This is a genomic window from Bacillus sp. BF2-3 (assembly GCF_008368795.1).
GTDB lineage: Bacteria > Bacillota > Bacilli > Bacillales > Bacillaceae_G > Bacillus_A > Bacillus_A cereus.
In genome coordinates, this window is the sequence record NZ_QOSA01000020.1 from 250,229 (window position 1) to 272,082 (window position 21,854).

The window sequence follows — 21,854 nt, forward strand, 5'->3', positions numbered from 1 at the left end:
AAGGGATACGATGGTACATATGCATATTACAGCATGGGCGTTAGGTTTAATTTTATTCTTCGTTGCGTATTCACTTTATTCAGCAGGAAGAAAAGGGAAAGGTGTACATATGGGGCTTCGCCTAATGTATATCATTATTATTGTGACAGGCTTCATGTTGTACATGAGTATTGTGAAGACAGCAACAGGTAGCATGCACATGTGGTATGGCTTAAAAATGTTAGCTGGTATTTTAGTTATCGGTGGAATGGAAATGGTTCTTGTGAAAATGAGCAAAAACAAACCAACAGGGGCGGTTTGGGGCTTATTTATTGTTGCGCTAGTAGCAGTATTTTACCTTGGGCTGAAATTACCGATTGGCTGGAAAGTATTCTAATAAAAATAAAGCCACCTTATGATCTCAAAGACTTGGGAGATTATAAGGTGGTTTTTTACTTTATCCCGTAAACATCAGATTGGTGAAGGCTAATAATCAGTGGGCTCCCCCACTGATTAAAGTTTCACTTTATGTCGCATCGATATGCAACTCTTCTCCATTTACTTTCGTAAAACGGAACATATTTTTATTTGACGTAGTGTGACGGACGAAATGGTGCTGCAGTGTACAGATCATTTCTTCGTTATCAAACAAAAGAATATTTACTCCTTCGCGTGACTCCTCTTGCGGTAAGAAAGATAAATAATTATGACAATACATGCAATCATATAAAGAGTAGTGAAGTGATTGCAATGATTCGGTTAATAATGTGAAGACAGAGTCAGGTAATTCCTCCAGCCATTCATTATAGCTAAGAAGTAACTTTTTTCGAATACGTATCATTTCACCATTTTGCAAATGGTGTTGCTCGTTGGCGATTTGTAATACATCTTGTTCATAGAAACGGGCTGGTAGCCAATTGTTATTATACAAAATTTCAAACCCATCTTCGGCAATATCTTCTAATAAAAACGCTTCATCATTTTCATCATCAAAGAATACCCACTCATTGTTTATATATTCTACATTACCGACTGTATGAGCACGGGGCTGATTATATAAAATATGTTTACGTTGTATCATACACGATTTCTCCTTTATGAAAAGTAGTTATTCCTGTTATAGACAGTTCGTGCATTCTTTATAACTAGACACATATAGACATAGGTGGGCATACAATAAAACACGTTTTACTGAGTGAAAATGCTATTCCATATGTGGATAGTAGGTTATCGTCAAGTTTTTCATTTTTTTGATCCGCACTCTTAGGGTGGGGATTACTGCACGTTCAAGAAAAGAAATAAGATGGAAGGATGATTTATATGTGCGGGATTACAGGATGGGTGGATTATAAACGCTCATTAGAAGGAGAAAGAGATGTCGTTACGAAGATGGCTGAGACGTTAGCGAAACGGGGGCCGGATGATAATAAAGTTTGGATTAAAGGAAATGTCGCATTTGGGCATAAGCGGTTAATCGTTGTGGATCCTGAGGGCGGTAAACAGCCGATGACTTGTTTAAAAGGTGAAACGAATTACGCCATTTGCTATAACGGTGAACTTTATAACACAGAAGACATTCGAAAGGAATTATTAAGAAGAGGATATACGTTCAAAGGTCATTCTGATACAGAAGTATTATTAGCTTCTTATATTGAATGGAAAGAAGAATGTGTCGATCATTTAAACGGTATATATGCGTTTGCAGTATGGGACGAACAGAAAGAACAAGTATTTATTGCGAGAGATCGATTAGGTGTAAAGCCACTTTTTTATAAATATGATAGCGGACGCTTACTATTTGGTTCGGAGTTAAAAGCGATATTGTCGCATCCAGATGTGAAGGCGGAAGTAACGTTAGAAGGATTATCAGAAATATTCGGGCTCGGACCGTCAAGAACGCCTGGCCACGGTATTTATGCTGGTATAAAAGAATTGCGTCCAGGTCATGCAATGACATTTTCAAAGAACGGTTTATGTATATGGAGATATTGGAATGTAGAAAGTAAAAAACATGAAGACTCTTTTGAAGAAACAGTAGAGAAAACGCGCTTTTTATTACAAGATGCGATTACAAGACAGCTTGTTTCTGATGTACCACTATGTACTTTTTTATCGGGTGGTGTAGATTCGAGCGCTATTACAGCTATTGCAGCGAAAGAATATGAGAGATCAGGAAAAGGGCAATTACACACGTATTCTATTGATTACGAAGATAATGACAAATACTTTAAAGCGAATGCATTCCAGCCAAATTCAGATGCTCCGTTTATTAATTTAATGACTGAGACATTTCAAACAACCCATCATCGCTGCGTCATTTCGAATGAAAAATTAGCAGAGTATTTAACTGAAGCAGTACTCGTTCGTGATTTGCCTGGTATGGCAGATATCGATTCGTCATTATTATGGTTTTGCCGAGAAATTAAACAAGATTTTGTCGTTGGCTTATCTGGAGAATGTGCAGATGAAATATTTGGTGGATATCCGTGGTTTTATAGAGAAGATGATTTACAATCGAGTGCATTTCCGTGGATGCGTTCTACAGAGGCACGTGAACAACTTCTAAAAAAAGAATGGAGAAATAAATTAAATTTACAACAATATGTACAAAGGCGCTATGAAGAGTCGATTCAAGAAGTTCCTATTTTAGAGGGGGAAAGTCCGCTAGAAGCAAAAAGACGCCAATTATTTTATTTAAATATGGTATGGTTTATGACAACATTATTAGACAGAAAAGACCGCATGAGTATGGGAGCGAGCTTAGAAGTACGTGTTCCATTTGCAGATCATCGTCTTGTCGAATATGCGTGGAATATTCCTTGGGAAATGAAAATGTATAAAAACCGCGAAAAAGGTCTATTACGTAAAGCGTTAGAAGGTGTACTTCCACATGACATCTTATATAGAAAGAAGAGTCCTTATCCGAAAACGCACAATCCGCACTATACAAAAGCAGTAACAGTATGGCTTCAAAATCTATTAACGGATAAAGGTTCAATTTTACACGAACTGTTTGATAAAGAGCAGTTGAGCGGATTGATTCAGTCTGGCGGCAGTGCATTTCAAACACCATGGTTTGGTCAATTGATGACTGGGCCACAGCTTTTAGCTCATTTAGCACAAATTCATGTTTGGTTTAAAGAATATGGGGTAAATATTAAGGAATAAGGGAAAAGCGGCTTACAATTATGTAAGTCGCTTTTTATTAAAGAAATTGTCATATAAAATTCAAAATCACCTTATAAATAATACTTAATTAGAATTATTATTTTGACGTACTTATTATTACTTGTTATAATTGGAAACAAATGTTCTGAAAAAGATTCTCATTTATAAAATTGAGGTGTTAGATAGATGACAAAGAAAAGAATAGGTTTACTCGTAATGGCGTATGGAACACCAGAATCATTAGACGATGTAGAGGCATATTATACACATATCCGTCACGGGCGTACGCCATCAGAAGAAGCGCTTGAAGATTTAATTGGGCGCTATAAAGCGATTGGTGGAATTTCACCGCTTGCAAAAATTACGAAAGAACAGGCGCATAAATTAACAGATTCAATGAATAACATATTTACAGAGTATGAATTTACTTGTTACTTAGGTTTAAAACATATTGCACCATTTATAGAAGATGCTGTAGAAGAAATGAAGCGTGATGGGATCGAGCAAGCGATTAGTATCGTATTAGCGCCGCATTACTCTACATTTAGCATTAAAGCGTATAATGACCGTGCTATTCGTCTTTCAAAAGAAATCGGTGGTCCTGTTATTGAACCAATTGAACAATGGTATGATGAACCGAAATTTATTTCGTATTGGGCAGACCAAATAAAAGAGACGTTTACAGAAATTGATAATAAAGAGAAAGCAGTCGTAATTTTTTCAGCGCATAGTTTGCCGGAAAAAATTATTGCAGCAGGAGACCCTTATGTAGAACAACTAAAGCATACGGCAGATTTAATTGCAGAAGCTGCAAATATTCAAAACTATACAATCGGTTGGCAAAGTGCTGGGAATACTCCAGATCCGTGGATTGGTCCAGATGTGCAAGATTTAACGAAAGATTTATATGAAGAGCATGGGTACGAATCTTTCATATATTGCCCAGTTGGTTTTGTAGCGGAGCATTTAGAAGTTTTATATGACAACGATTATGAATGTAAAGTTGTAACTGATGAATTAAATGCCAAATATTTTAGACCAAATATGCCGAATGCACAATCAGCATTTATCGACTGTTTGGCTGAAATTGTTTCCAAAAAAGTGAAGGAAATAGTTGACAAAGATTTAGTTTTGAATAATAATTAATTTATAATAATTTTAAATAAATAATAATTACTACGAAATAAAGAGGAGGATCCCCCTAGATGAATCCAAATAATCGCTTAACAACAAACCAAGGTGCTCCAGTTGGAGACAACCAAAATTCTCGTACAGCCGGTCGTCGTGGACCAGTATTATTAGAAGACTATCATTTAGTAGAAAAACTTGCGCACTTTGATCGTGAACGTATTCCGGAGCGTGTTGTGCATGCACGTGGTGCAGGTGCTCACGGTGTATTCGTAACGAAAAATAGTATGAAGCAATATACGAAAGCTGCATTTTTACAAAATGAAGGAACTGAAACGCCTGTATTTGTTCGTTTTTCAACGGTTATTCATGGTCAAGGTTCTCCTGAAACAGCACGTGACCCACGTGGGTTCGCTGTTAAATTTTATACAGAAGAAGGAAACTACGATATCGTAGGTAATCATTTACCAGTTTTCTTCATTCGTGATGCAATTAAATTCCCTGATATGGTACATTCTTTAAAACCAGCACCTGATACGAATATTCAAACGCCAGATCGTTACTGGGATTTCATGACGTTAACTCCAGAATCTACACATATGATGACATGGGTATTTTCTGATTACGGTACACCAGCAAGTTATCGTGAGATGGAAGGTTTCGGCGTCCATTCATTTAAATGGATTAATGAAGAAGGTAAAATTGTTTATATTAAATACCACTGGAAACCACAGCAAGGTGTACGTAACTTAAATGCGAAAGAAGTGCAAGAAGTACAAGGGAAAGACTTCAATCATGCAACTCGTGACTTGTTCGACGCAATCGAAAAAGGAAATCACCCGAAATGGGATTTACACGTACAAGTTATGCAATTAGATGAAATGGACTCTTTAGACTTTGATCCACTAGATCCAACGAAAGTGTGGCCAGAAGATCGCTTCCCATTAATGGAAGTAGGGACAATGACGTTAAATCGTAATCCGAAAAACTTCTTTGCAGAAGTAGAACAAGTAGCGTTCTCTCCAAGTGCAACTGTAAATGGTATTGAGCCATCGGAAGATAAATTATTACAAGGTCGTTTATTCTCTTACCCAGATACACAGCGTTATCGTCTTGGTGCAAATTACTTACAAATTCCTGTAAACTGCCCATACGCAGCTGTTCATAATCAACAACGTGATGGTGCGATGCAAGTGAATCAAAACCCATCTACAATCAACTACGAACCGAGCCGTCATGCAGAGAATCCAGTTGAAGACCCAGCTTACTGCGATTCCACTATGAAAGTAGAAGGCTATGTATCTCGTGAAAAAATTGACAAACCAAATGACTTCAAACAAGCAGGTGAGCGTTACCGTTCATTCTCTAAAGAAGAGCAAGACAACTTAATTGCAAACTTAACAAATGACTTAAAAGACGTAAATGAACGCACGAAATTACTAGCTGTTTGTAACTTCTTCCGTGCAGATCAAGAATACGGTATGCGTTTAGCGCAGGCATTAAACGTTGATATTACGCAATATGTAGGAAATGCTCCGAAATAAATCGGAAAAGACGACTGGGTTTCGGTCGTCTTTTTTATGTGTAAAGTTACACGCGGGTATTCTTCAGTTTCGTTATGTCGGAATTTGTTGGTAAATCGATATCTTGTGTCGAAACGTTGATATATTGAAAGGAACAATCGATATATTTGAAAAATCGTTGATATATCCAAAAAAACGTTAATATATTTCCGGTTATACTAGGTGGGGTATGTTGCCCGGTGCGCAAAAAAGAGATGCAATCTATAGATTGCATCTCTTTTTTAGTTCACTCGCTCAGTATACTCATAAGCTTTCTCCCCATGCATCGAAATATCAAGTCCCATACGTTAATATATTTCCGGTTATACTAGGTGGGGTATGTTGCCCGGTGCGCAAAAAAGAGATGCAATCTATTACTAATAGATTGCATCTCTTTTTTAGTTCACTCGCTCAGTATACTCATAAGCTTTCTCCCCATGCATCGAAATATCAAGTCCCATATGTTCCTCGTGCTCATCTACCCGGACAGGGAGGAAGAAGTTGATTGCTTTAATAATGGCATACGTCATTATAATTGTGAACGCATATGTTGCGCCGATCGCTACAAGTTGTTTCAACAGCAGCGAGGCGTTTCCGTAAAATAATCCGTTAGCGCCATCGCCGTTTACGGCAGTAGTTGCAAATAATCCTGTCGCAATACCGCCCCAAGTTCCACCGATGCCGTGACATCCGAATGCATCGAGTGTATCGTCGTATCCGAATTTTGTTTTTAAGAAAAAGACCGCTCCGAAGCATAATACGCCGCCAATTGCTCCGATAAGAAGAGCTGAGAAAGGTGTAACGAACCCGCAAGCTGGTGTAATAGCGACTAGACCGGAAACGGCGCCACAAGCAGCTCCCATCGCAGTCGGTTTTGATTGGAAGAACCACTCTGAAAGCATCCAAGTTAATGCTGAGGCAGCAGCGGCTATATTTGTATTAATAAATGCAGTTAAAGCTACGTCGTTTAAGGATAATGCGCTGCCGACGTTAAAACCGAACCAGCCAAACCATAATAAGCCTGCGCCTAACATTGTAAATGGCAAATGATGAGGAGAAGAGCCATTTATGTTTTTTCGTTTTCCAAGGAAAATAGCTAATACAAGACCAGCAACTCCGGAAGTGATGTGAACGACGTTTCCGCCAGCGAAGTCTAGTGCGCCAAGTTCCCTTAGCCAACCGCCGACGCCCCATACCCAATGAGCGACAGGATTGTAAACAATCGTTGTCCATAAAAGGATAAAAATAAGAAAGGCAGAAAATCGCATTCTTTCAGCAAATGCACCTGAAATTAAAGCTGGAGTTAAAATGGCGAACATGAGTTGAAACATCATGAATAAATTGTGAGGAATAGTAGATGAGTAGTCTGGATTTGGTGCGTAGGTAACTCCGTTTAGACCGAACCAATCAAGTGTACCGATAAGCCCGTGCCAATCTGGTCCGAATGATAAAGAATAGCCGATAACAATCCATTGAATCGAAACGATAGCCATTGCACTATAACTATGCATCGTTGTACTGAGTACATTTTTGCTGCGAACCATACCTCCATAAAAAAGTGCCAATCCTGGTGTCATCAACATGACCATTACTGTCGTCACAAACATAAAAACTGTATCTCCCATATTCATGAGCTCTCCTCCTATAATGTTAGAAAAAATAACATCGTTTTGTTATGTTTCATATCATATTCGAAAAGGAACTAAAAATCAACTAAAAATTCAGAAAAATATATACATGATGTTAGAAAATGTAACATAGATTATTTTGTGAGGATTGAAATCGACATATGCGTTTCTCTCGGATAATTGGTATAATATTCTTACAATTAAAAACTTGGGGGATGCGTGTGGGAAAAATACGGACTAGGAAACTATTCATTTGTTTTTGCTTAGCTTTTGTTTTGTTTGTACCAATACATACTTTTGCAGACGAAAAAAGAGAGTGGAAAGATGAAGTTATATACTCCATTATGATTGATCGCTTCAATAATGGAGAACCGAAAAATGACAAACAATTAGAAGTTGGTAATTTAGAAGGGTATCAAGGCGGGGATATAAGAGGAATTATAAAAAGGTTGGATTACATAAAAGAAATGGGTTTTACTACCGTTATGCTTTCGCCGCTTTTTGAAAGTGGAAAGTACGATGGATTAGACGTGCGAAATTTTAAAAAGGTAAATGAACATTTCGGGACAGACAATGATGTGAAAGAACTTGTAAAAGAAGCTCATGCAAAAGGAATGAAAGTTGTATTTCAATTTCCGCTTGGAGAAAACGAACGACAGGTAATTGACGCAATGAAATGGTGGATAAAAGAAGTTGATTTAGACGGAAGTTATGTTATACATAGTGAAAAAAAGCCGCGTTCCTTTTGGGATAACGCGCAAAAAGATATGCAAGTGATAAAGAAAGATTTTCGTATTATGACAAAGGAGGATAGCGAATACAACGAAAAAATCGTAGAATCGTTTTCCGAAGCGGATGTATCGGTGAAATCGTTATACGATGTGAGTAAAAAAGAAGGGGAATTTGTTACGTTTTTAGATGATCAAGAAACAAAAAGATATGCGCGTATTGCAAAAGAAAATATGTATTATCCGCCATCACGTTTAAAACTGGCGCTTACTTATTTGTTAACATCACCTGGGATTCCGAATTTTTATTACGGAACGGAAATTGCATTAGATGGAGGAAGTGTACCCGATAATAGACGATTAATGGATTTTAAGTCAGACGAAAAATTTATGCAGCACATAACAAAACTAGGTGAAATTAGGCAGGCGAGACCGTCTTTACGACGCGGTACGTTTGAGCTTCTGTATGATAAGAGCGGGATGAGCATACTAAAACGAAAATATAAAGATGAAGTAACTTTAGTAGCAATTAATAATACGAAAGAAACACAAAAAGTCTCCTTACCTGCAAGTGCAATTGGTGAAAAACAAGAGTTAAGAGGATTGTTACAGGATGAAATTATAAGAGAGGAAAACGGAAAGTTTTATCTCGTTTTAAAACGTGAAGAATCAAATGTGTATAAAGTTAACGGAGAAACAGATGTGAATTGGTTATTTATCTCCTTAATAATCGGTGTGAATGTATTATTTATTGCGTTTCTAATTGCAGTTAAAAGGAAGCGTAGATGAGATGAGAAATTACTCGCTCTATGTTCATGTCTTCTTATTGTATTTGTAAGTTTGTTCGGCGGGGCAATAGTGTTATTCTGTTGATATGAAATTTCTTAAGAGAAACGATGTGAGAATGAAAACGTCCCTAGTGAGAGGAGGGCCAGGTTAGGAAGAGGATTTTCTTCCTAACCTGTTTTTTGTGTTAGCACCGATAGGGAAGAATCTTTGAAGCAATCAATAATTGCAACTATATTAATTTTACATTACATTAAAAGTTAGAGAATACTCTTATACTAATACAGTGCTAAATAGTAGGTGGGAAAATGGAGTTTTACGATTTGGGTATTACCATTAAAGAGCTTAGAATTAAAAAAAATATATCACAATCCGAATTATGTCATGGAATATGTTCGCAAAGTCAAATTAGCAAAATAGAAAAAGGTGTGATTTATCCATCTAGTATATTGTTATATCAATTATCAGAAAGACTTGGTATTGACCCAAATAATATATTTGCATTAACTCAAAACAAAAAATTAAAATATGTAGAAAATGTAAAATGCGTAATAAAAGATTGCTTAAAGCAAAAACAATACAAAGAACTTTATGAAATAGTGAAAAAAGAGAAAAACGAAAATAACTTCCAATCAACAGAAGATAAACAATTTTTAATATGGCATGAAGCGATTGCTATATTTATGGTGGATAAATCAATAAAAACTGCTTTAGATTTTTTAAATAATGCATTAAAATTAACTGTAACTAATTCTGATTTTTTATCAGAAAGAGAAATAGATATTATGCAGACAATTGCTATATTCCATGGGGAAAATAAAGAATATGAAAAAAGTATTAATATATTAAGAAGGTGTTTAACTAATTTTAATAAGTTAGATTTTCCTAGAGATAAAGAAATTAAATTGAAAATTATTTTTAATTTAGCAAAAATTTTAGGTCATGCAAATCAACATGAAGAGGCAGTAAAATACAATGATATGGGTATCAAACTAGCTATTAATCTAAATACTTTATATTTACTAGGTGAATTATACTATGGAAAAGCTTGGAATTTATTGAAACTTAAACAACCTAATGAAGAAGATGTTGCAAATAACATGAAAAAAGCATTATTTATATTTGAACTAACAGAAAAAGAAAATCTGATAAAAATGGTTAAAGAAAAATATTTTGAAAACCAAACTGAAAAAAGTCACTCATAATTCATTTGGAAATCACTTGAAATATAATAAAACCTACAGGGGAAATCTCTGTAGGTTTTATACTTATAAACTTGCTTCTAAAATATTAGTGCTTAATATAAATTTTTGAATAAGAGTTTACTTAGCGCTTTAGCGTACTTTTTTATTTTGAAGCATGCATCTTTATTAAAGATGTATGCTTCTTTTTAAATCCATCCGAATATTATTGGTTCAAGTCGGAGGAAGGTACTTTGGGGTGTCTTTTCTTTAGATCTTTATCATTAACTATTTAATGTTTTTTAAATGATTACATGACATATTTTTTTTGTACCAAGCTTTGTTGATACAGTTAGATTTATCCGTTAGTGTATTCGTATTATTAGAACATCCTACAGTATTTAGGGAGAATGTGGCTAATAAAAACCATAATATTAATTTCTTCAAAAAACCACTTCTAACTCTTTTTTAATTAACATTTTTTAGATCCTTACTAATTTTACATTACATTAAAGGTTGGGAAATATTCTTATACTCATAAATTGTTACGTTTTGGCGGGGAGAGGAATTATGAGTTACAGCGATTTTTAAGATGACTTTGGCCCAGGATGTGGTTATTAAGAAAAGTAATTCAAATTGAAGGGGAAACGTCTTAAGGTATATTTTTCTTATTTTCAATAAGGTCTGCTAAATACATGTATAAAACAAATTCTACAATAAGGCCTAGTTTAATCATGCGCTCACTTGTAAAGTATTCGTATGGTTAGACTCTGTTCACTTAGTGATTTTCACCGCATACACCATTTTTCTATGGTTTGTTCTCGGAATATTGTCTCTACAAAACAAAAAACTCCTCTAATTAAGAGGAGTTTTCTTTTTAGCGGTAGTTAATGAACTGTACGTCGATTGGTAAATCAGCGCTACGAACAGCTGCGATTACTGCTTGTAAGTCATCACGGCTTTTCGCTGTAACACGTACTTGATCATCTTGTACTTGTGTTTTTACTTTTAATTTCATTTCTTTAATGATGTTGTTAATTTTTTTAGCGTTATCTTTATCGATACCTTGTTGAAGTGTTGCGCGTTGGCGAACAGTGTTGCCAGTTGCAGCTTCAACTTTTCCGTAATCTAAGTTCTTAATTGGAACGTTACGTTTTACAAGTTTAGAGATAAGAACGTCTTTTACTTGCTCTAATTTAAACTCGTCATCAGAAGTTAAAACAAGTACTTCTTTTTCTAATTTAATATCACTTTTACTTCCTTTAAAGTCATATCGGTTTTGGATTTCTTTTAATGCGATATTAATTGCGTTTGTTACTTCAGGTAATTCTACTTTCGAAACGATGTCAAAAGAACTATCTTTTGCCATAGTTAGCACCTCCAAATAAATTTCTAATCTTGTTATGTACTGTACATACTAAAGTATAGCTGAAAACGAGTCTAGACTTAAGTGTTTTCGTACTTATATTCATGTAACCTCATTTTATTATAGTGAATTTTGGGCAGTTGGACAAATACAGGAAAAATCATGTTATAATTAACTTTTGTTTGGAATGATAAAAAAGATAATTTTATATATATAGAAGGGAATTAAAAAATATGTATTTGCAAATAGGATCGATTGAACAGGTAACTGTTTTACGCGAAACAGAAATAGGATATATGGTTGGGAATGAAGAAGAAGAAATTTTCCTACATAAAAACGAAGTAGCTGGAGAAATTGAAGAAGGCGATACGATTGATGTATTCTTATACCTTGATCACCAAAATCGTATTTCAGCAACAATGAAGGAACCAATTATTACAACTTATGACTGGAACTGGGTAAAGGTTGTAGAAGTTATTCCTAGTTTAGGTGTGTTTGTTGATATTGGTGTGTCAAAAGATATACTAATTCCAGCTGATGAGTTCCCGATTTATATGCCAGTATGGCCAGAAGTAGGCGACGAATTATATTGTACGTTAAAATTAACGAATCGTGATCGTTTAATTGCTCTTCCGGCAAGAGACAGTGATATGCAAGAAATTATCGTAGATGCAACGCCATCTATGCGTAATAAAAACGTAAATGGACGTGTATATCGTTCGCTTCAAGTCGGTTCATTCGTACTAACTGATGAGCATTTCCGTGCTTTCTTACACCATACAGAAAGAAAAGAACAAGTCCGCATCGGTCAGCGTGTAACAGGACGTATTATTGACGTAAAAGATGACGGTACAATTAACATTTCACTTCTTCCTCGTAAAGAAGAAGGAATGGAAGACGATGCTGCAGTAATTTATGCATATATGGAAGAACGAGGCGGAGCAATGCCGTTTTGGGATAAGAGCCATCCGGAAGATATTAAAGAACGCTTTAACATGAGTAAAGCTGCATTTAAGCGCGCACTTGGTAAATTGATGAAAGAAGAAAAGGTTTACCAAGAAGAAGGTTGGACTTACTTTAAGAAATAAGATAGAAGATTAAAAAGCACAACCTTATGTAAAAAGATAAGGTTGTGCTTTTTTTTAATTTCCTTGCGGAGAAACAAGAGTAAACGTATCTTTCAAATCACTATCATTTATTTTAATATTTGCCTTTTTTAATTCCTCTTGTAACAATTTTTTGCTGAATACAGGATCAGCAGTACGTTCTTCCTCTAAGTTTTTGCGAATAGAGTCTTTCACTTCATCATAAGGCTTTAAAGCTTTTTTATCAGTTAATTTAATAACGTGATAACCGTTTGATGATTTTACGGGATTGCTAATTTGTCCAACATTTAGTTTGTAGGCAGCGGTTTCGAATTCAGGAGCCATTGTACCTGAATTGAAGTATCCAAGGTCTCCACCTTTATCTTTTGATAGCAGATCTTGTGATTCTTGTTTTGCTAATTCTTCAAATGAAGCACCAGCATCTAGTTTACTCTTTATTTCTTTCGCTTCATTTTCGTCACTTACTAAAATGTGACTCGCTTTAATTTCTGGCTTATAGTGGTCTTTTACGTCTTTTTCTGTAATGCTTTTCTTAATCGCTTCATTCATAGCAAGTTTGAACTTAATTTGATTTTTGAAATCCTCTTCATCTTTTAAACCATAATTTTCTAATACTTTTTTGAATTGATCTCCATATTGTTTTTTTACTTTTTCTACTTCTTTATTTACCTCTTCATCAGGTACTTTATATTTTTTTGTGATGACGTCTTGTGCCATCATTTCGTATAGCATGTCTTTTCCGTAACGATCTTTCAATTGTTTTTCGAAGTTATCCTTTGTAATGGTGGAGTCTGTTGCTGTAGCGACTGTAGCTGAGCCATTCTTTTGTCCGCAAGCAGATAGCATCAATATACTTATTAGTGCAGTAATAATGAAAATATGTTTCCCTCTCATGCCAACACCTCATCCGAATATGTTATCGCTATTGTAGAATATAGAAGTGAACATGAAGTGAATTTTTAATGTTTTTTCCTTTAAAATGTAAAAAAGTACATCAACATAATTGTTGATGTACGATGGAATCAAAGGTGATCGGTCTTTTTAGAGTATGCACGTTTACCTTGCTGAATATTTTTTTGCTCTTGCTCATTTTTTTGTGTGCGTTTTGCGTTATTATCACGTGCTTTTTTGTCGTTATCACTCGTATGTGGCATATGTATCAACTCCATTTCTAAACGTTGTACGTTTATCATTTCCTTTTTCGTAAAGACTATGTATAGCGGTGCATTTATGAAGGGTAAAGGTGGATTCGAAATGGATTTGAAGTTGAATTATACTGAACTTATAAAGAAGTTAATCGTTGTAATCATCGCAGGTTTATTAAACGCGATTGGGATGAATTTATTTTTAACGCCAGCAAAAGTGTATGCGAGCGGCTTTGCTGGATTGTCTCAATTATTATCACAAATATTAGGTGATTTTTTATCGATTCACATATCTACGGGAGTATTGTTTAGCTTATTTAATATTCCTGTCGTTATTTTAGCGTGGAAAAAGGTTGGAAAGGCCTTCACCTTTTTTAGTTTTCTTTGTGTTATATTTATGACTCTGTTTCTAGAAATCATCCCTGTTAGAGCGGTTTCGAATGATATCATATTAAATGCGATTTTTGGCGGGATTATTTCGGCAATTGGAGTAGGGATTGCTTTAAAGTGGGGTGCTTCTACAGGTGGATTAGATATTATCGCCATGATTTTATCAAAAATAAAAGATAAGCCTGTCGGTACATACTTTTTCTTTTTTAATGCAATTATCATTATCGCTGCTGGCTATGTATATGGATGGGAAAAAGCGTTATATACGCTAGTGACTTTATATGTATCAACGAGAATTATTGATGCAATTCATACTCGTCATGTAAAGATTACAGCATTAATTGTTACGAAGAATGGGGCAGATGTAAGAAAGGCGATTCACTCGCGATTAGTAAGAGGGATTACAACGATACCAGCAACAGGTGCTTATACGAATGAAAATAAAGAAATGTTAATGATGGTTATTACTCGTTATGAGTTATACGAATTAGAGAGGATTATTAAACAAGTGGACCCAGGTGCATTTACAAATATACTGCAAACAGTTGGGGTGTTCGGATTGTTTCGGAAAGATTAAAGAGGACCAAAGTTGGTCCTCTTTTTTAATGTAAATTCGTAATGTTTTGCAATTGCTCTTGCATTTCACGGAGCTGAACTTTTTCAGCAGTTGAAGAGTTTGCGTAAGCGGATTGCAAAGCATTTTTTGCTCTATACACGAGATCTTGTTGCTCAGTACCGCTTGAACAAGATACGGCATTTTCAACAGCATCTCTAGCTTGTTGGAATAGTAAGTTCCCCATTTAAACCCCTCCAAAAGAAGAGTTACTTCTTGCTTTTTCTGCCTCAGCTAATGTACCTCTGTACGGGAATCTTGCATCATGCTTCATAACAGCATCGGCTCCTTGTTGGATAAAACGTTTTGATTTGTTCTTTTTACCCATTCGAAAAACCCCCTTTATTTAGCTGAAAACAATCGACGCGATGTCTCATGCGTCTACTTATAGTATGGACATTTGGCAGGAAACTATAAGTAGGGAATTTTTAGATTACAACCCAAGAACCTCTTCTAAATATAAAGCAATACCATCTTCTTCGTTCGTTAACGTCGTATGGTTTGCGAGTGATTTTAATTCAGGGATGGCATTTCCCATTGCGATGCCGTGACCAGCAAATTCAATCATTTCAAAATCATTATCTTCATCACCGAAAGCGATAATGCGCTCTTGTGGAATGTTGTAATGACTAGAAATTTTTTGTAATCCAACTGCTTTATTTAATCCGCTTTTCACAATTTCAATAATCGGCCAAGGTGCGCCCCATTTTCTATGGTCGATTACTTCCGCATGCATATCGGTTAAATGTTGACGAATTGCAGTAGAATGCTCGTCATGTGCGTCAATTAATAAGCAAGTTGGATGATCGTTTAAAATATTTAATAAGTCTCCCGTAAAAATCTTAGGAGAGCCGAATTCGAAAATATGTTTTTTATCTTCATCAATTTCACGAACATACACATCGTCCATTACTTCCGCGTATATATTTTTTACGCCAAAATCAAAGCAAGCTCGGACAATTTCTTGCGCTGTTGCTAGCTCAAGAGGAGAGTGATGTGTTCCCCAGTTTGAATCAAGAGGATGATGTACGTAAGCGCCGTTAAAGTTTACGATAGGTGTGTTAAGATCAAGTTCTTTATAGTAATCATAACTAGCACGGAATGGACGTCCTGTTGAAATAACAACAATATGTCCCTGTTCCTTTGCTTTTGCAATTGTATGTTTCGTTCGAGTGGAAATTATTTTGTTGTCTGTTAATAAAGTGCCGTCTAAGTCTAATGCGATTAAATGTTGTTTGTTCATAATTTCACCTCTTATAATAATTTTTTTGTATCTATCTGTATTTCCGTTTTTAATATGCAGAAATAAGAGGTTAGACTCGGTGAAATCACCATAGATGGAAATTTCACTATATATCCATCTTACGTCTCAAAGTGCTGTGGTGTCTACTATTTATCGTTGGAAATTAAGAAAAGTCAACATCTTTTTAGAAAGTTCAAACAATGTTTCTTTCATTATGTACAAATTGTGAAAAGGGTTACATTGCTCGTGTGATGAGGCATATAATGAACATGTAATCTTCTCGTATATGTTTGACTCTCCTTTGAAACTAGCCTAGAGTAGGTTGGTTTCTTTTTTTCTACAGGTAGGAAAGAAATCCCTGCTTACGCTTGTGTCATTCATATATATGTACAAGAATGAGATGTAGTACTGTTTCCTAAACATGACAGAAAAGCTTTCTTTTAAAATGGATATACTAATGAGGCAAGACGTCATGGAAGGAGAATGAAGATGGGACAAAATCGCAGGTTTCGTTCTGGACAAAAAGCGCCGAATGATGGCATTTACGTAGAAATTGGTGAAACGGGAAGTATGGTGAAAGATCCGCAAATGGTGAAATTAACTGCCGGTGAAAAGTTTCCGGATAACACGAATCATAACCGCCAGTGGACATATAAAAGAAAACCGTAACAGAAGCCGCAATCATTATTGCGGCTTTTTTGTCGTTACACATTGTAATTTCATTTACCGTATTTTTTAGCAGTATAATGAATGCTCTCTTTTTCTTTTTCAAATAATAAGTTTGAAAATACATAGGCAAAATTATTGTATAAAAAAGTCAGTTGGCGTATAATCAAATCAAAGGTCAAAGAAAGTCAAACTTTTGGAGGGCTGTAAAGATGGACTTAAATCAAATGACAACAAAAACACAAGAGGCGATTATGAGTGCCCAATCTTTAGCGGTATCTCATCATCACCAAGAGGTGGATACTGTTCATCTATTACTTGCATTATTAGAAGAGCAAGATGGATTAGCAGTACGTATATTTCAAAAAATGAATGTTGATATAGAAGCATTAAAGCAAGGTGCTGAAAGTTTAATTAAAAAGAAACCTTCTGTAACAGGGAGCGGTGCAGAAGTTGGAAAATTGTATGTAACGAGCGCTCTGCAACAACTTCTTGTAAGAGCAGGGAAAGAAGCAGAAAAACTGCAGGATGATTACATTTCAGTAGAACATGTATTGCTTGCTTTTTCTGAAGAAAAAGGCGATATAAATCAATTATTTACAAGATTGCATATTACGAAAGATAACTTATTACAGTCTTTAATGACAGTTCGGGGGAATCAAAGAGTGACGAGTCAAAATCCAGAAGCAACTTATGAAGCGTTAGAAAAATATGGCCGTGATTTAGTGGCGGAAGTGAGAGCAGGGAAAATCGATCCTGTAATCGGCCGTGATAGTGAAATACGACGTGTAATTCGTATTCTTTCACGTAAAACGAAAAACAATCCTGTTTTAATTGGGGAGCCAGGTGTTGGTAAAACAGCAATCGTTGAAGGGCTAGCACAGCGTATCGTGAAAAAGGATGTACCTGAAGGATTGAAAGATAGAACGATTTTTGCGTTAGATATGAGTGCGCTCGTAGCAGGTGCGAAATTCCGTGGTGAGTTCGAAGAGCGTCTGCAAGCTGTATTAAATGAAATTAAAAAGAGTGAAGGACGCATTTTATTATTCATTGATGAACTTCATACAATAGTTGGAGCTGGTAAAACAGAGGGAGCCATGGATGCAGGAAATATGTTAAAACCGATGCTTGCGCGCGGTGAACTGCATTGTATCGGGGCGACGACGCTCGATGAATATCGCAAATATATTGAGAAAGATCCAGCGCTAGAAAGACGTTTCCAACAAGTATTAGCAGAAGAACCAACTGTTGAAGATACAATTTCCATTTTACGTGGATTAAAAGAACGCTTTGAAATTTATCACGGTGTAAATATTCATGACCGTGCGATTGTAGCAGCGTCAGTTTTATCAGATCGATATATTTCAGATCGCTTCTTACCTGATAAAGCAATTGACCTTGTTGATGAAGCGTGTGCAACAATTCGTACAGAAATTGATTCTATGCCAACAGAATTAGATGAAGTAACGCGCCGCATTATGCAGCTGGAAATTGAAGAAGCAGCTCTTGGGAAAGAAACGGATCGTGGTAGCCAAGAGCGTCTAAAAACATTGCAACGTGAATTATCGGATTTAAAAGAAGTTGCAAGTGGCATGAGAGCGAAATGGGAGAAAGAAAAAGAAGACATTCACAAAGTTCGTGACTTACGTGAACATTTAGAACGTTTGCGTCGTGAATTAGAAGAAGCAGAAGGCAATTACGATTTAAATAAAGCAGCCGAACTTCGTCACGGGAAAATTCCCGCAATTGAAAAAGAGTTAAAAGAAGCGGAAGAAATGGGCGCGCATAATAAACAAGAAAATCGTTTATTACGTGAGGAAGTAAGTGAAGAAGAAATTGCAGATATTGTTTCACGCTGGACTGGTATTCCTGTTGCGAAACTCGTGGAAGGTGAACGCGAGAAATTATTACGCTTAGAGCAAATCTTATCAGAGCGTGTCATCGGACAAGAGGAAGCAGTAAGCTTAGTGTCAGACGCAGTTCTTCGTGCTCGCGCTGGTATTAAAGATCCGAACCGCCCGATTGGTTCTTTCATCTTCTTAGGACCAACAGGTGTTGGTAAAACAGAACTTGCAAAAACGTTAGCCCAGTCTTTATTCGATAGTGAAGAGCAAATGATTCGCATTGACATGTCTGAGTATATGGAAAAACACGCCGTGTCTCGCTTAATTGGTGCACCTCCTGGATATGTAGGATATGAAGAAGGCGGTCAATTAACAGAAGCGGTAAGACGTAAACCATATTCCGTTGTTTTATTAGATGAAATTGAAAAAGCACATCCAGAAGTATTCAACATTTTATTACAAATGTTAGATGATGGACGCATTACAGATTCGCAAGGTCGTACAGTGGACTTTAAAAATACAGTTATTATTATGACTTCAAATATTGGATCTGCTCATTTACTAGATGGATTAGAAGAAGATGGTTCCATTAAAGAGGAATCAAGAGACCTTGTAATGGGGCAATTAAGAGGACATTTCCGCCCTGAATTTTTAAACCGTGTGGATGAAATTATTTTATTCAAACCTCTTACAACGAATGAAATTAAAGGCATTGTTGATAAAATTGTAAAAGAACTACAAGGTCGTCTAGCTGACCGTCACATTACAGTAGAATTAACAGATGCAGCAAAAGAATTTGTTGTGGAAGCCGGTTTCGACCCAATGTACGGAGCTCGTCCATTAAAACGGTACGTACAGCGTCAAGTGGAAACGAAATTAGCACGAGAATTAATTGCAGGAACAATTACTGATAATAGTCACGTAGTTGTTGATGTAGAAAATAACGAGTTAGTCGTTCATGTGAAATAAAAATAAAAAAGAGTTCGGATAAAATCCGGACTCTTTTTTTAGTGTTGTTCTACTGGCTCGTTTGGAATTGCAGCTGAAATTGCTAGTACTAACACAGCAAGAACAACTGAGAAAATAGACGCTTGGTTAAAGTCGTATGTACCGCCAGTCATAGAGCCGATTACATAGCTCATCATATGTACAAGTAAGAACGACCAAATTAATGCCCAAATGAAACGCATATTTTACACCTCTATTCGTTCAATCTGTCCTTATTGTAACACAATTGAAAAAAGAATATAGAAAAATATTTGTAGATTTTTCAACGCAAATTTGCATTCCGTTCATACATTATAAAAGAGTGGTTTTATATGTTTAGAAAATAAGGCGGGGGAAAAATGAGTATTACGGAACGTTTTTTTTACTTAGAAAAAGAACCATGTGTCATTTATTTACCGGAGAAGCCAAATGGATTTTCTGTTATGCTCCTCGGTGATTATAACTACTTTATTGAGAATGGTACAAGTTTATGGACACAGCATGCGGGTAGATCTTATTTTTTACATGGCCTTATTGAGCAAGGCTACACAGTCTTTTCTTCTAATTTATACGGAAGACATTGGGGAAACGACCAATCTGTTCGTCTAGCGAAACGTTTATATGACGTTGTGTTGAGAAAAGAGACATTGAATGCGAAAATGCATATTATGGCAGATGGTATGGGAGCACTTGTAGCACTCGAAATGATGAACAAATACCCTGAGTGTATACGCTCTGTCATTATGTTAAATCCGTGTTTAGATTTACCAGAATATGTGGAGTTTGAGAAAGAGCATAAGTTTTTTTACAAGAGACTCGTGAAGGAATTAAGTTTGGCGTATGATGCCAAAGAAGAAGAATTAGAATCAAAAATAAATAAGAAATCATTTACGCTTCTTCCATCTTGTGTACCTGTTAAAATTTTCGTATCAACACAAGAAAAAAGAGGAAGAAAACAGCAGTTGCGTAGATATGAGAAAATGAGGCAACTAAATCAATGTGATACTTCTGTCTTGTTCCATCTGCAAGATGTGAAATATAAAATGGTTAGGCAAACGACCGATTTCTTTAAAAAATATGAAGAAGAATTATGAAGCTCCCATATACATAAATGAGGAGCTATTTGTTTCAGAGGGAAAGGGTTGGTGGTATGGAACGCGTGCTAATTGTAGGTGCACTTACGTTTGTAGGTTATCACCTTGTAAATAAAATGATTGCAGAAGAAGTGGAAGTATATGGTCTTGATTTTGATGAATTCGATAGTATGACGAAAATTAATGAAGAGAAGTTATTATTAATTGGGCGAAATGCATTATTTACGTATTATTCGATAAGAGATGAAGATGGATGGAGATCGGTTGAGGAAGAGAGATTCGATACTGTTTACTTTTGCTTATATGAGCCAAATCAGCAAAGTGGATTTCGGAATGAAAGAGTCATATTACAATATTTAAAGCGAATTATAAGAATGTGTGAAGAACAAAAAGTGAAGTTAAATTTAATTTCTTCTATTGAAGTAGGCAGTACAGATGAATCCGAAAATAAGCGACTATTTTTGAAAGTAGAAGAAGGATTGAAAAAAGGGAATTTACAATATAGTGTATTTCGAGTTCCAACATTATATGGACCGTGGCAACCGTCCTTTATGATGTTTCATCAGCTTATTTTATCAGAATTAGGTGAAAAAGAGTGCCGTTGTACGATTGAGGAAAAGGGGAATGATTTACTTTACGTTGAAGATGTATGTGAATACTTATGGGAAAATGGAACGAACGGGGCGCATCTTGGTATATACAATTTACTTAGTGGTAAACAGTCATTATGGGAAAAAGGTATGAATCTTTTACGCGCGGATGATAAAGTAAATAAAAATAATAACGAAGTAAGAGATGAGGCTATCAAGGTAATTTCAATAAAAAGAAATACTCCGTTAGAATACGGTTTAAATAAGCAACTGGCACACATGAAAAAATATAAAGAGTTATACGAAGGGTAGTACGCGTGTTACACTATTGTATGTGAAAGTTTTAATGGAGAGGAAGAGCATAATATGAACGAAAAAAGCATGCAGTTTTTACAAATCGCAATGAAGCATTTACCGGAAGCAAAGGCAATTTTAGATGATAATGGAATTGCACTTGATATGGAGAAGGCACAGCCGGTGTTAGAGTTGTTAATGAAAGTTATGAAGGAGACCTCTAGTTTAGAAGGAAAGCAGATAAAGAATAAAAAGCATCTTTTTAAGATGGAAGAGAGGCCCGAACCGTGGATAGAAGCGGTCAGGGCCTTTTTTATTCTTGCCTGGGAGAAAACCAGAGATATGAAGAGGATAAA

The 21,854-nt window shown here is 35.8% G+C and carries 21 protein-coding genes and 1 pseudogene; 13 read left to right on the top strand and 9 right to left on the bottom strand.

Translation table 11 applies throughout. The annotated features are described in order from the left end of the window. Nucleotides 1-10: 10 nt before the first annotated feature. The gene (locus DN401_RS16815; RefSeq protein ID WP_000233494.1) at nt 11-376 is read left to right on the top strand and encodes a YisL family protein; all 366 of its coding nucleotides are present in this window, start codon (nt 11-13) and stop codon (nt 374-376) included. Between the two features lie 129 nt (nt 377-505). Here DN401_RS16815 and DN401_RS16820 read toward each other — a convergent pair whose 3' ends face one another. Then, nucleotides 506-1,060 (bottom strand): DUF2777 domain-containing protein, encoded by a 555-nt coding sequence (locus tag DN401_RS16820; protein WP_000616046.1) that lies wholly within the window; start codon nt 1,058-1,060, stop codon nt 506-508. A gap of 239 nt (nt 1,061-1,299) precedes the next feature. Between DN401_RS16820 and asnB the strand changes: the two genes are divergently transcribed. From asnB to katB, 3 genes are all read left to right on the top strand, one after another. Then, complete coding sequence (asnB, locus tag DN401_RS16825) at nt 1,300-3,147, top strand: asparagine synthase (glutamine-hydrolyzing) (RefSeq protein WP_025687429.1); 1,848 nt, start codon at nt 1,300-1,302, stop codon at nt 3,145-3,147. A gap of 186 nt (nt 3,148-3,333) precedes the next feature. Then, nucleotides 3,334-4,293, top strand: coding sequence for a ferrochelatase (gene hemH / locus DN401_RS16830; protein WP_078385730.1), 960 nt, complete (start codon nt 3,334-3,336; stop codon nt 4,291-4,293). Between the two features lie 59 nt (nt 4,294-4,352). Beyond that, complete coding sequence (gene katB, locus DN401_RS16835) at nt 4,353-5,819, top strand: catalase KatB (protein ID WP_136363192.1); 1,467 nt, start codon at nt 4,353-4,355, stop codon at nt 5,817-5,819. Nucleotides 5,820-6,235: 416 nt separating this feature from the next. Here katB and DN401_RS16840 read toward each other — a convergent pair whose 3' ends face one another. After that, entirely contained in the window at nt 6,236-7,468 is a 1,233-nt protein-coding gene (locus DN401_RS16840) for an ammonium transporter (protein ID WP_001055855.1), read from the bottom strand. A gap of 158 nt (nt 7,469-7,626) precedes the next feature. Between DN401_RS16840 and DN401_RS16845 the strand changes: the two genes are divergently transcribed. Both DN401_RS16845 and DN401_RS16850 read left to right on the top strand, forming a co-directional pair. After that, on the top strand, nt 7,627-8,982 hold the full coding sequence (locus DN401_RS16845; protein ID WP_127063865.1) for an alpha-amylase family glycosyl hydrolase: 1,356 nt from the start codon (nt 7,627-7,629) through the stop codon (nt 8,980-8,982). Nucleotides 8,983-9,287: 305 nt separating this feature from the next. After that, entirely contained in the window at nt 9,288-10,184 is an 897-nt protein-coding gene (locus DN401_RS16850; RefSeq protein ID WP_000397889.1) for a helix-turn-helix domain-containing protein, read from the top strand. Between the two features lie 853 nt (nt 10,185-11,037). Here DN401_RS16850 and DN401_RS16860 read toward each other — a convergent pair. Beyond that, the gene (locus DN401_RS16860; RefSeq protein ID WP_001040149.1) at nt 11,038-11,529 is read right to left on the bottom strand and encodes a YajQ family cyclic di-GMP-binding protein; all 492 of its coding nucleotides are present in this window, start codon (nt 11,527-11,529) and stop codon (nt 11,038-11,040) included. 230 nt (nt 11,530-11,759) lie between these two features. Between DN401_RS16860 and DN401_RS16865 the strand changes: the two genes are divergently transcribed. Continuing rightward, a complete protein-coding gene (locus DN401_RS16865; protein WP_000281262.1) occupies nt 11,760-12,614 on the top strand; it encodes a CvfB family protein in 855 nt (284 codons plus the stop codon). Nucleotides 12,615-12,668: 54 nt separating this feature from the next. Here DN401_RS16865 and prsA read toward each other — a convergent pair whose 3' ends face one another. Then, nucleotides 12,669-13,526 carry a peptidylprolyl isomerase PrsA gene (prsA, locus tag DN401_RS16870; RefSeq protein WP_001214214.1) on the bottom strand — a complete coding sequence of 286 codons (858 nt, stop codon included), beginning with the start codon at nt 13,524-13,526 and terminating at the stop codon, nt 12,669-12,671. Between the two features lie 128 nt (nt 13,527-13,654). After that, nucleotides 13,655-13,786, bottom strand: a complete 132-nt coding sequence (locus DN401_RS16875; protein WP_001120851.1) for a DUF3941 domain-containing protein — start codon at nt 13,784-13,786, stop codon at nt 13,655-13,657. A gap of 100 nt (nt 13,787-13,886) precedes the next feature. On the opposite strand from DN401_RS16875, the gene DN401_RS16880 reads away from it, so the two are divergent. Then, nucleotides 13,887-14,744, top strand: coding sequence for a YitT family protein (locus tag DN401_RS16880; protein ID WP_000364431.1), 858 nt, complete (start codon nt 13,887-13,889; stop codon nt 14,742-14,744). A gap of 25 nt (nt 14,745-14,769) precedes the next feature. Here DN401_RS16880 and DN401_RS16885 read toward each other — a convergent pair whose 3' ends face one another. From DN401_RS16885 to DN401_RS16895, 3 genes are all read right to left on the bottom strand, one after another. Beyond that, complete coding sequence (locus DN401_RS16885) at nt 14,770-14,967, bottom strand: DUF3813 domain-containing protein (protein ID WP_000527407.1); 198 nt, start codon at nt 14,965-14,967, stop codon at nt 14,770-14,772. Continuing rightward, entirely contained in the window at nt 14,968-15,108 is a 141-nt protein-coding gene (locus tag DN401_RS16890; protein ID WP_000516816.1) for a hypothetical protein, read from the bottom strand. It abuts the gene before it with no gap. Nucleotides 15,109-15,213: 105 nt separating this feature from the next. Continuing rightward, nucleotides 15,214-16,023, bottom strand: coding sequence for a Cof-type HAD-IIB family hydrolase (locus DN401_RS16895; protein WP_001041232.1), 810 nt, complete (start codon nt 16,021-16,023; stop codon nt 15,214-15,216). 489 nt (nt 16,024-16,512) lie between these two features. Between DN401_RS16895 and DN401_RS16900 the strand changes: the two genes are divergently transcribed. Further along, nucleotides 16,513-16,692 carry a YjzC family protein gene (locus DN401_RS16900; RefSeq protein ID WP_000531421.1) on the top strand — a complete coding sequence of 60 codons (180 nt, stop codon included), beginning with the start codon at nt 16,513-16,515 and terminating at the stop codon, nt 16,690-16,692. Nucleotides 16,693-16,901: 209 nt separating this feature from the next. After that, nucleotides 16,902-19,502 (top strand): ATP-dependent chaperone ClpB, encoded by a 2,601-nt coding sequence (gene clpB / locus DN401_RS16905; RefSeq protein WP_000365401.1) that lies wholly within the window; start codon nt 16,902-16,904, stop codon nt 19,500-19,502. 38 nt (nt 19,503-19,540) lie between these two features. On the opposite strand, the gene DN401_RS16910 is transcribed toward clpB, so the two are convergent. After that, nucleotides 19,541-19,723, bottom strand: coding sequence for a YjzD family protein (locus DN401_RS16910; RefSeq protein WP_001211116.1), 183 nt, complete (start codon nt 19,721-19,723; stop codon nt 19,541-19,543). A gap of 156 nt (nt 19,724-19,879) precedes the next feature. Here DN401_RS16910 and DN401_RS16915 point away from each other — a divergent pair, with 156 nt between their 5' ends. From DN401_RS16915 to DN401_RS16925, 3 genes and pseudogenes are all read left to right on the top strand, one after another. Continuing rightward, nucleotides 19,880-20,614 carry a lipase family protein gene (locus tag DN401_RS16915; RefSeq protein ID WP_000028712.1) on the top strand — a complete coding sequence of 245 codons (735 nt, stop codon included), beginning with the start codon at nt 19,880-19,882 and terminating at the stop codon, nt 20,612-20,614. Between the two features lie 29 nt (nt 20,615-20,643). Further along, complete coding sequence (locus DN401_RS16920; RefSeq protein WP_002204825.1) at nt 20,644-21,516, top strand: NAD-dependent epimerase/dehydratase family protein; 873 nt, start codon at nt 20,644-20,646, stop codon at nt 21,514-21,516. Nucleotides 21,517-21,570: 54 nt separating this feature from the next. Beyond that, nucleotides 21,571-21,749, top strand: a pseudogene (locus DN401_RS16925) (ComZ family protein). Nucleotides 21,750-21,854 lie beyond the last annotated feature (105 nt).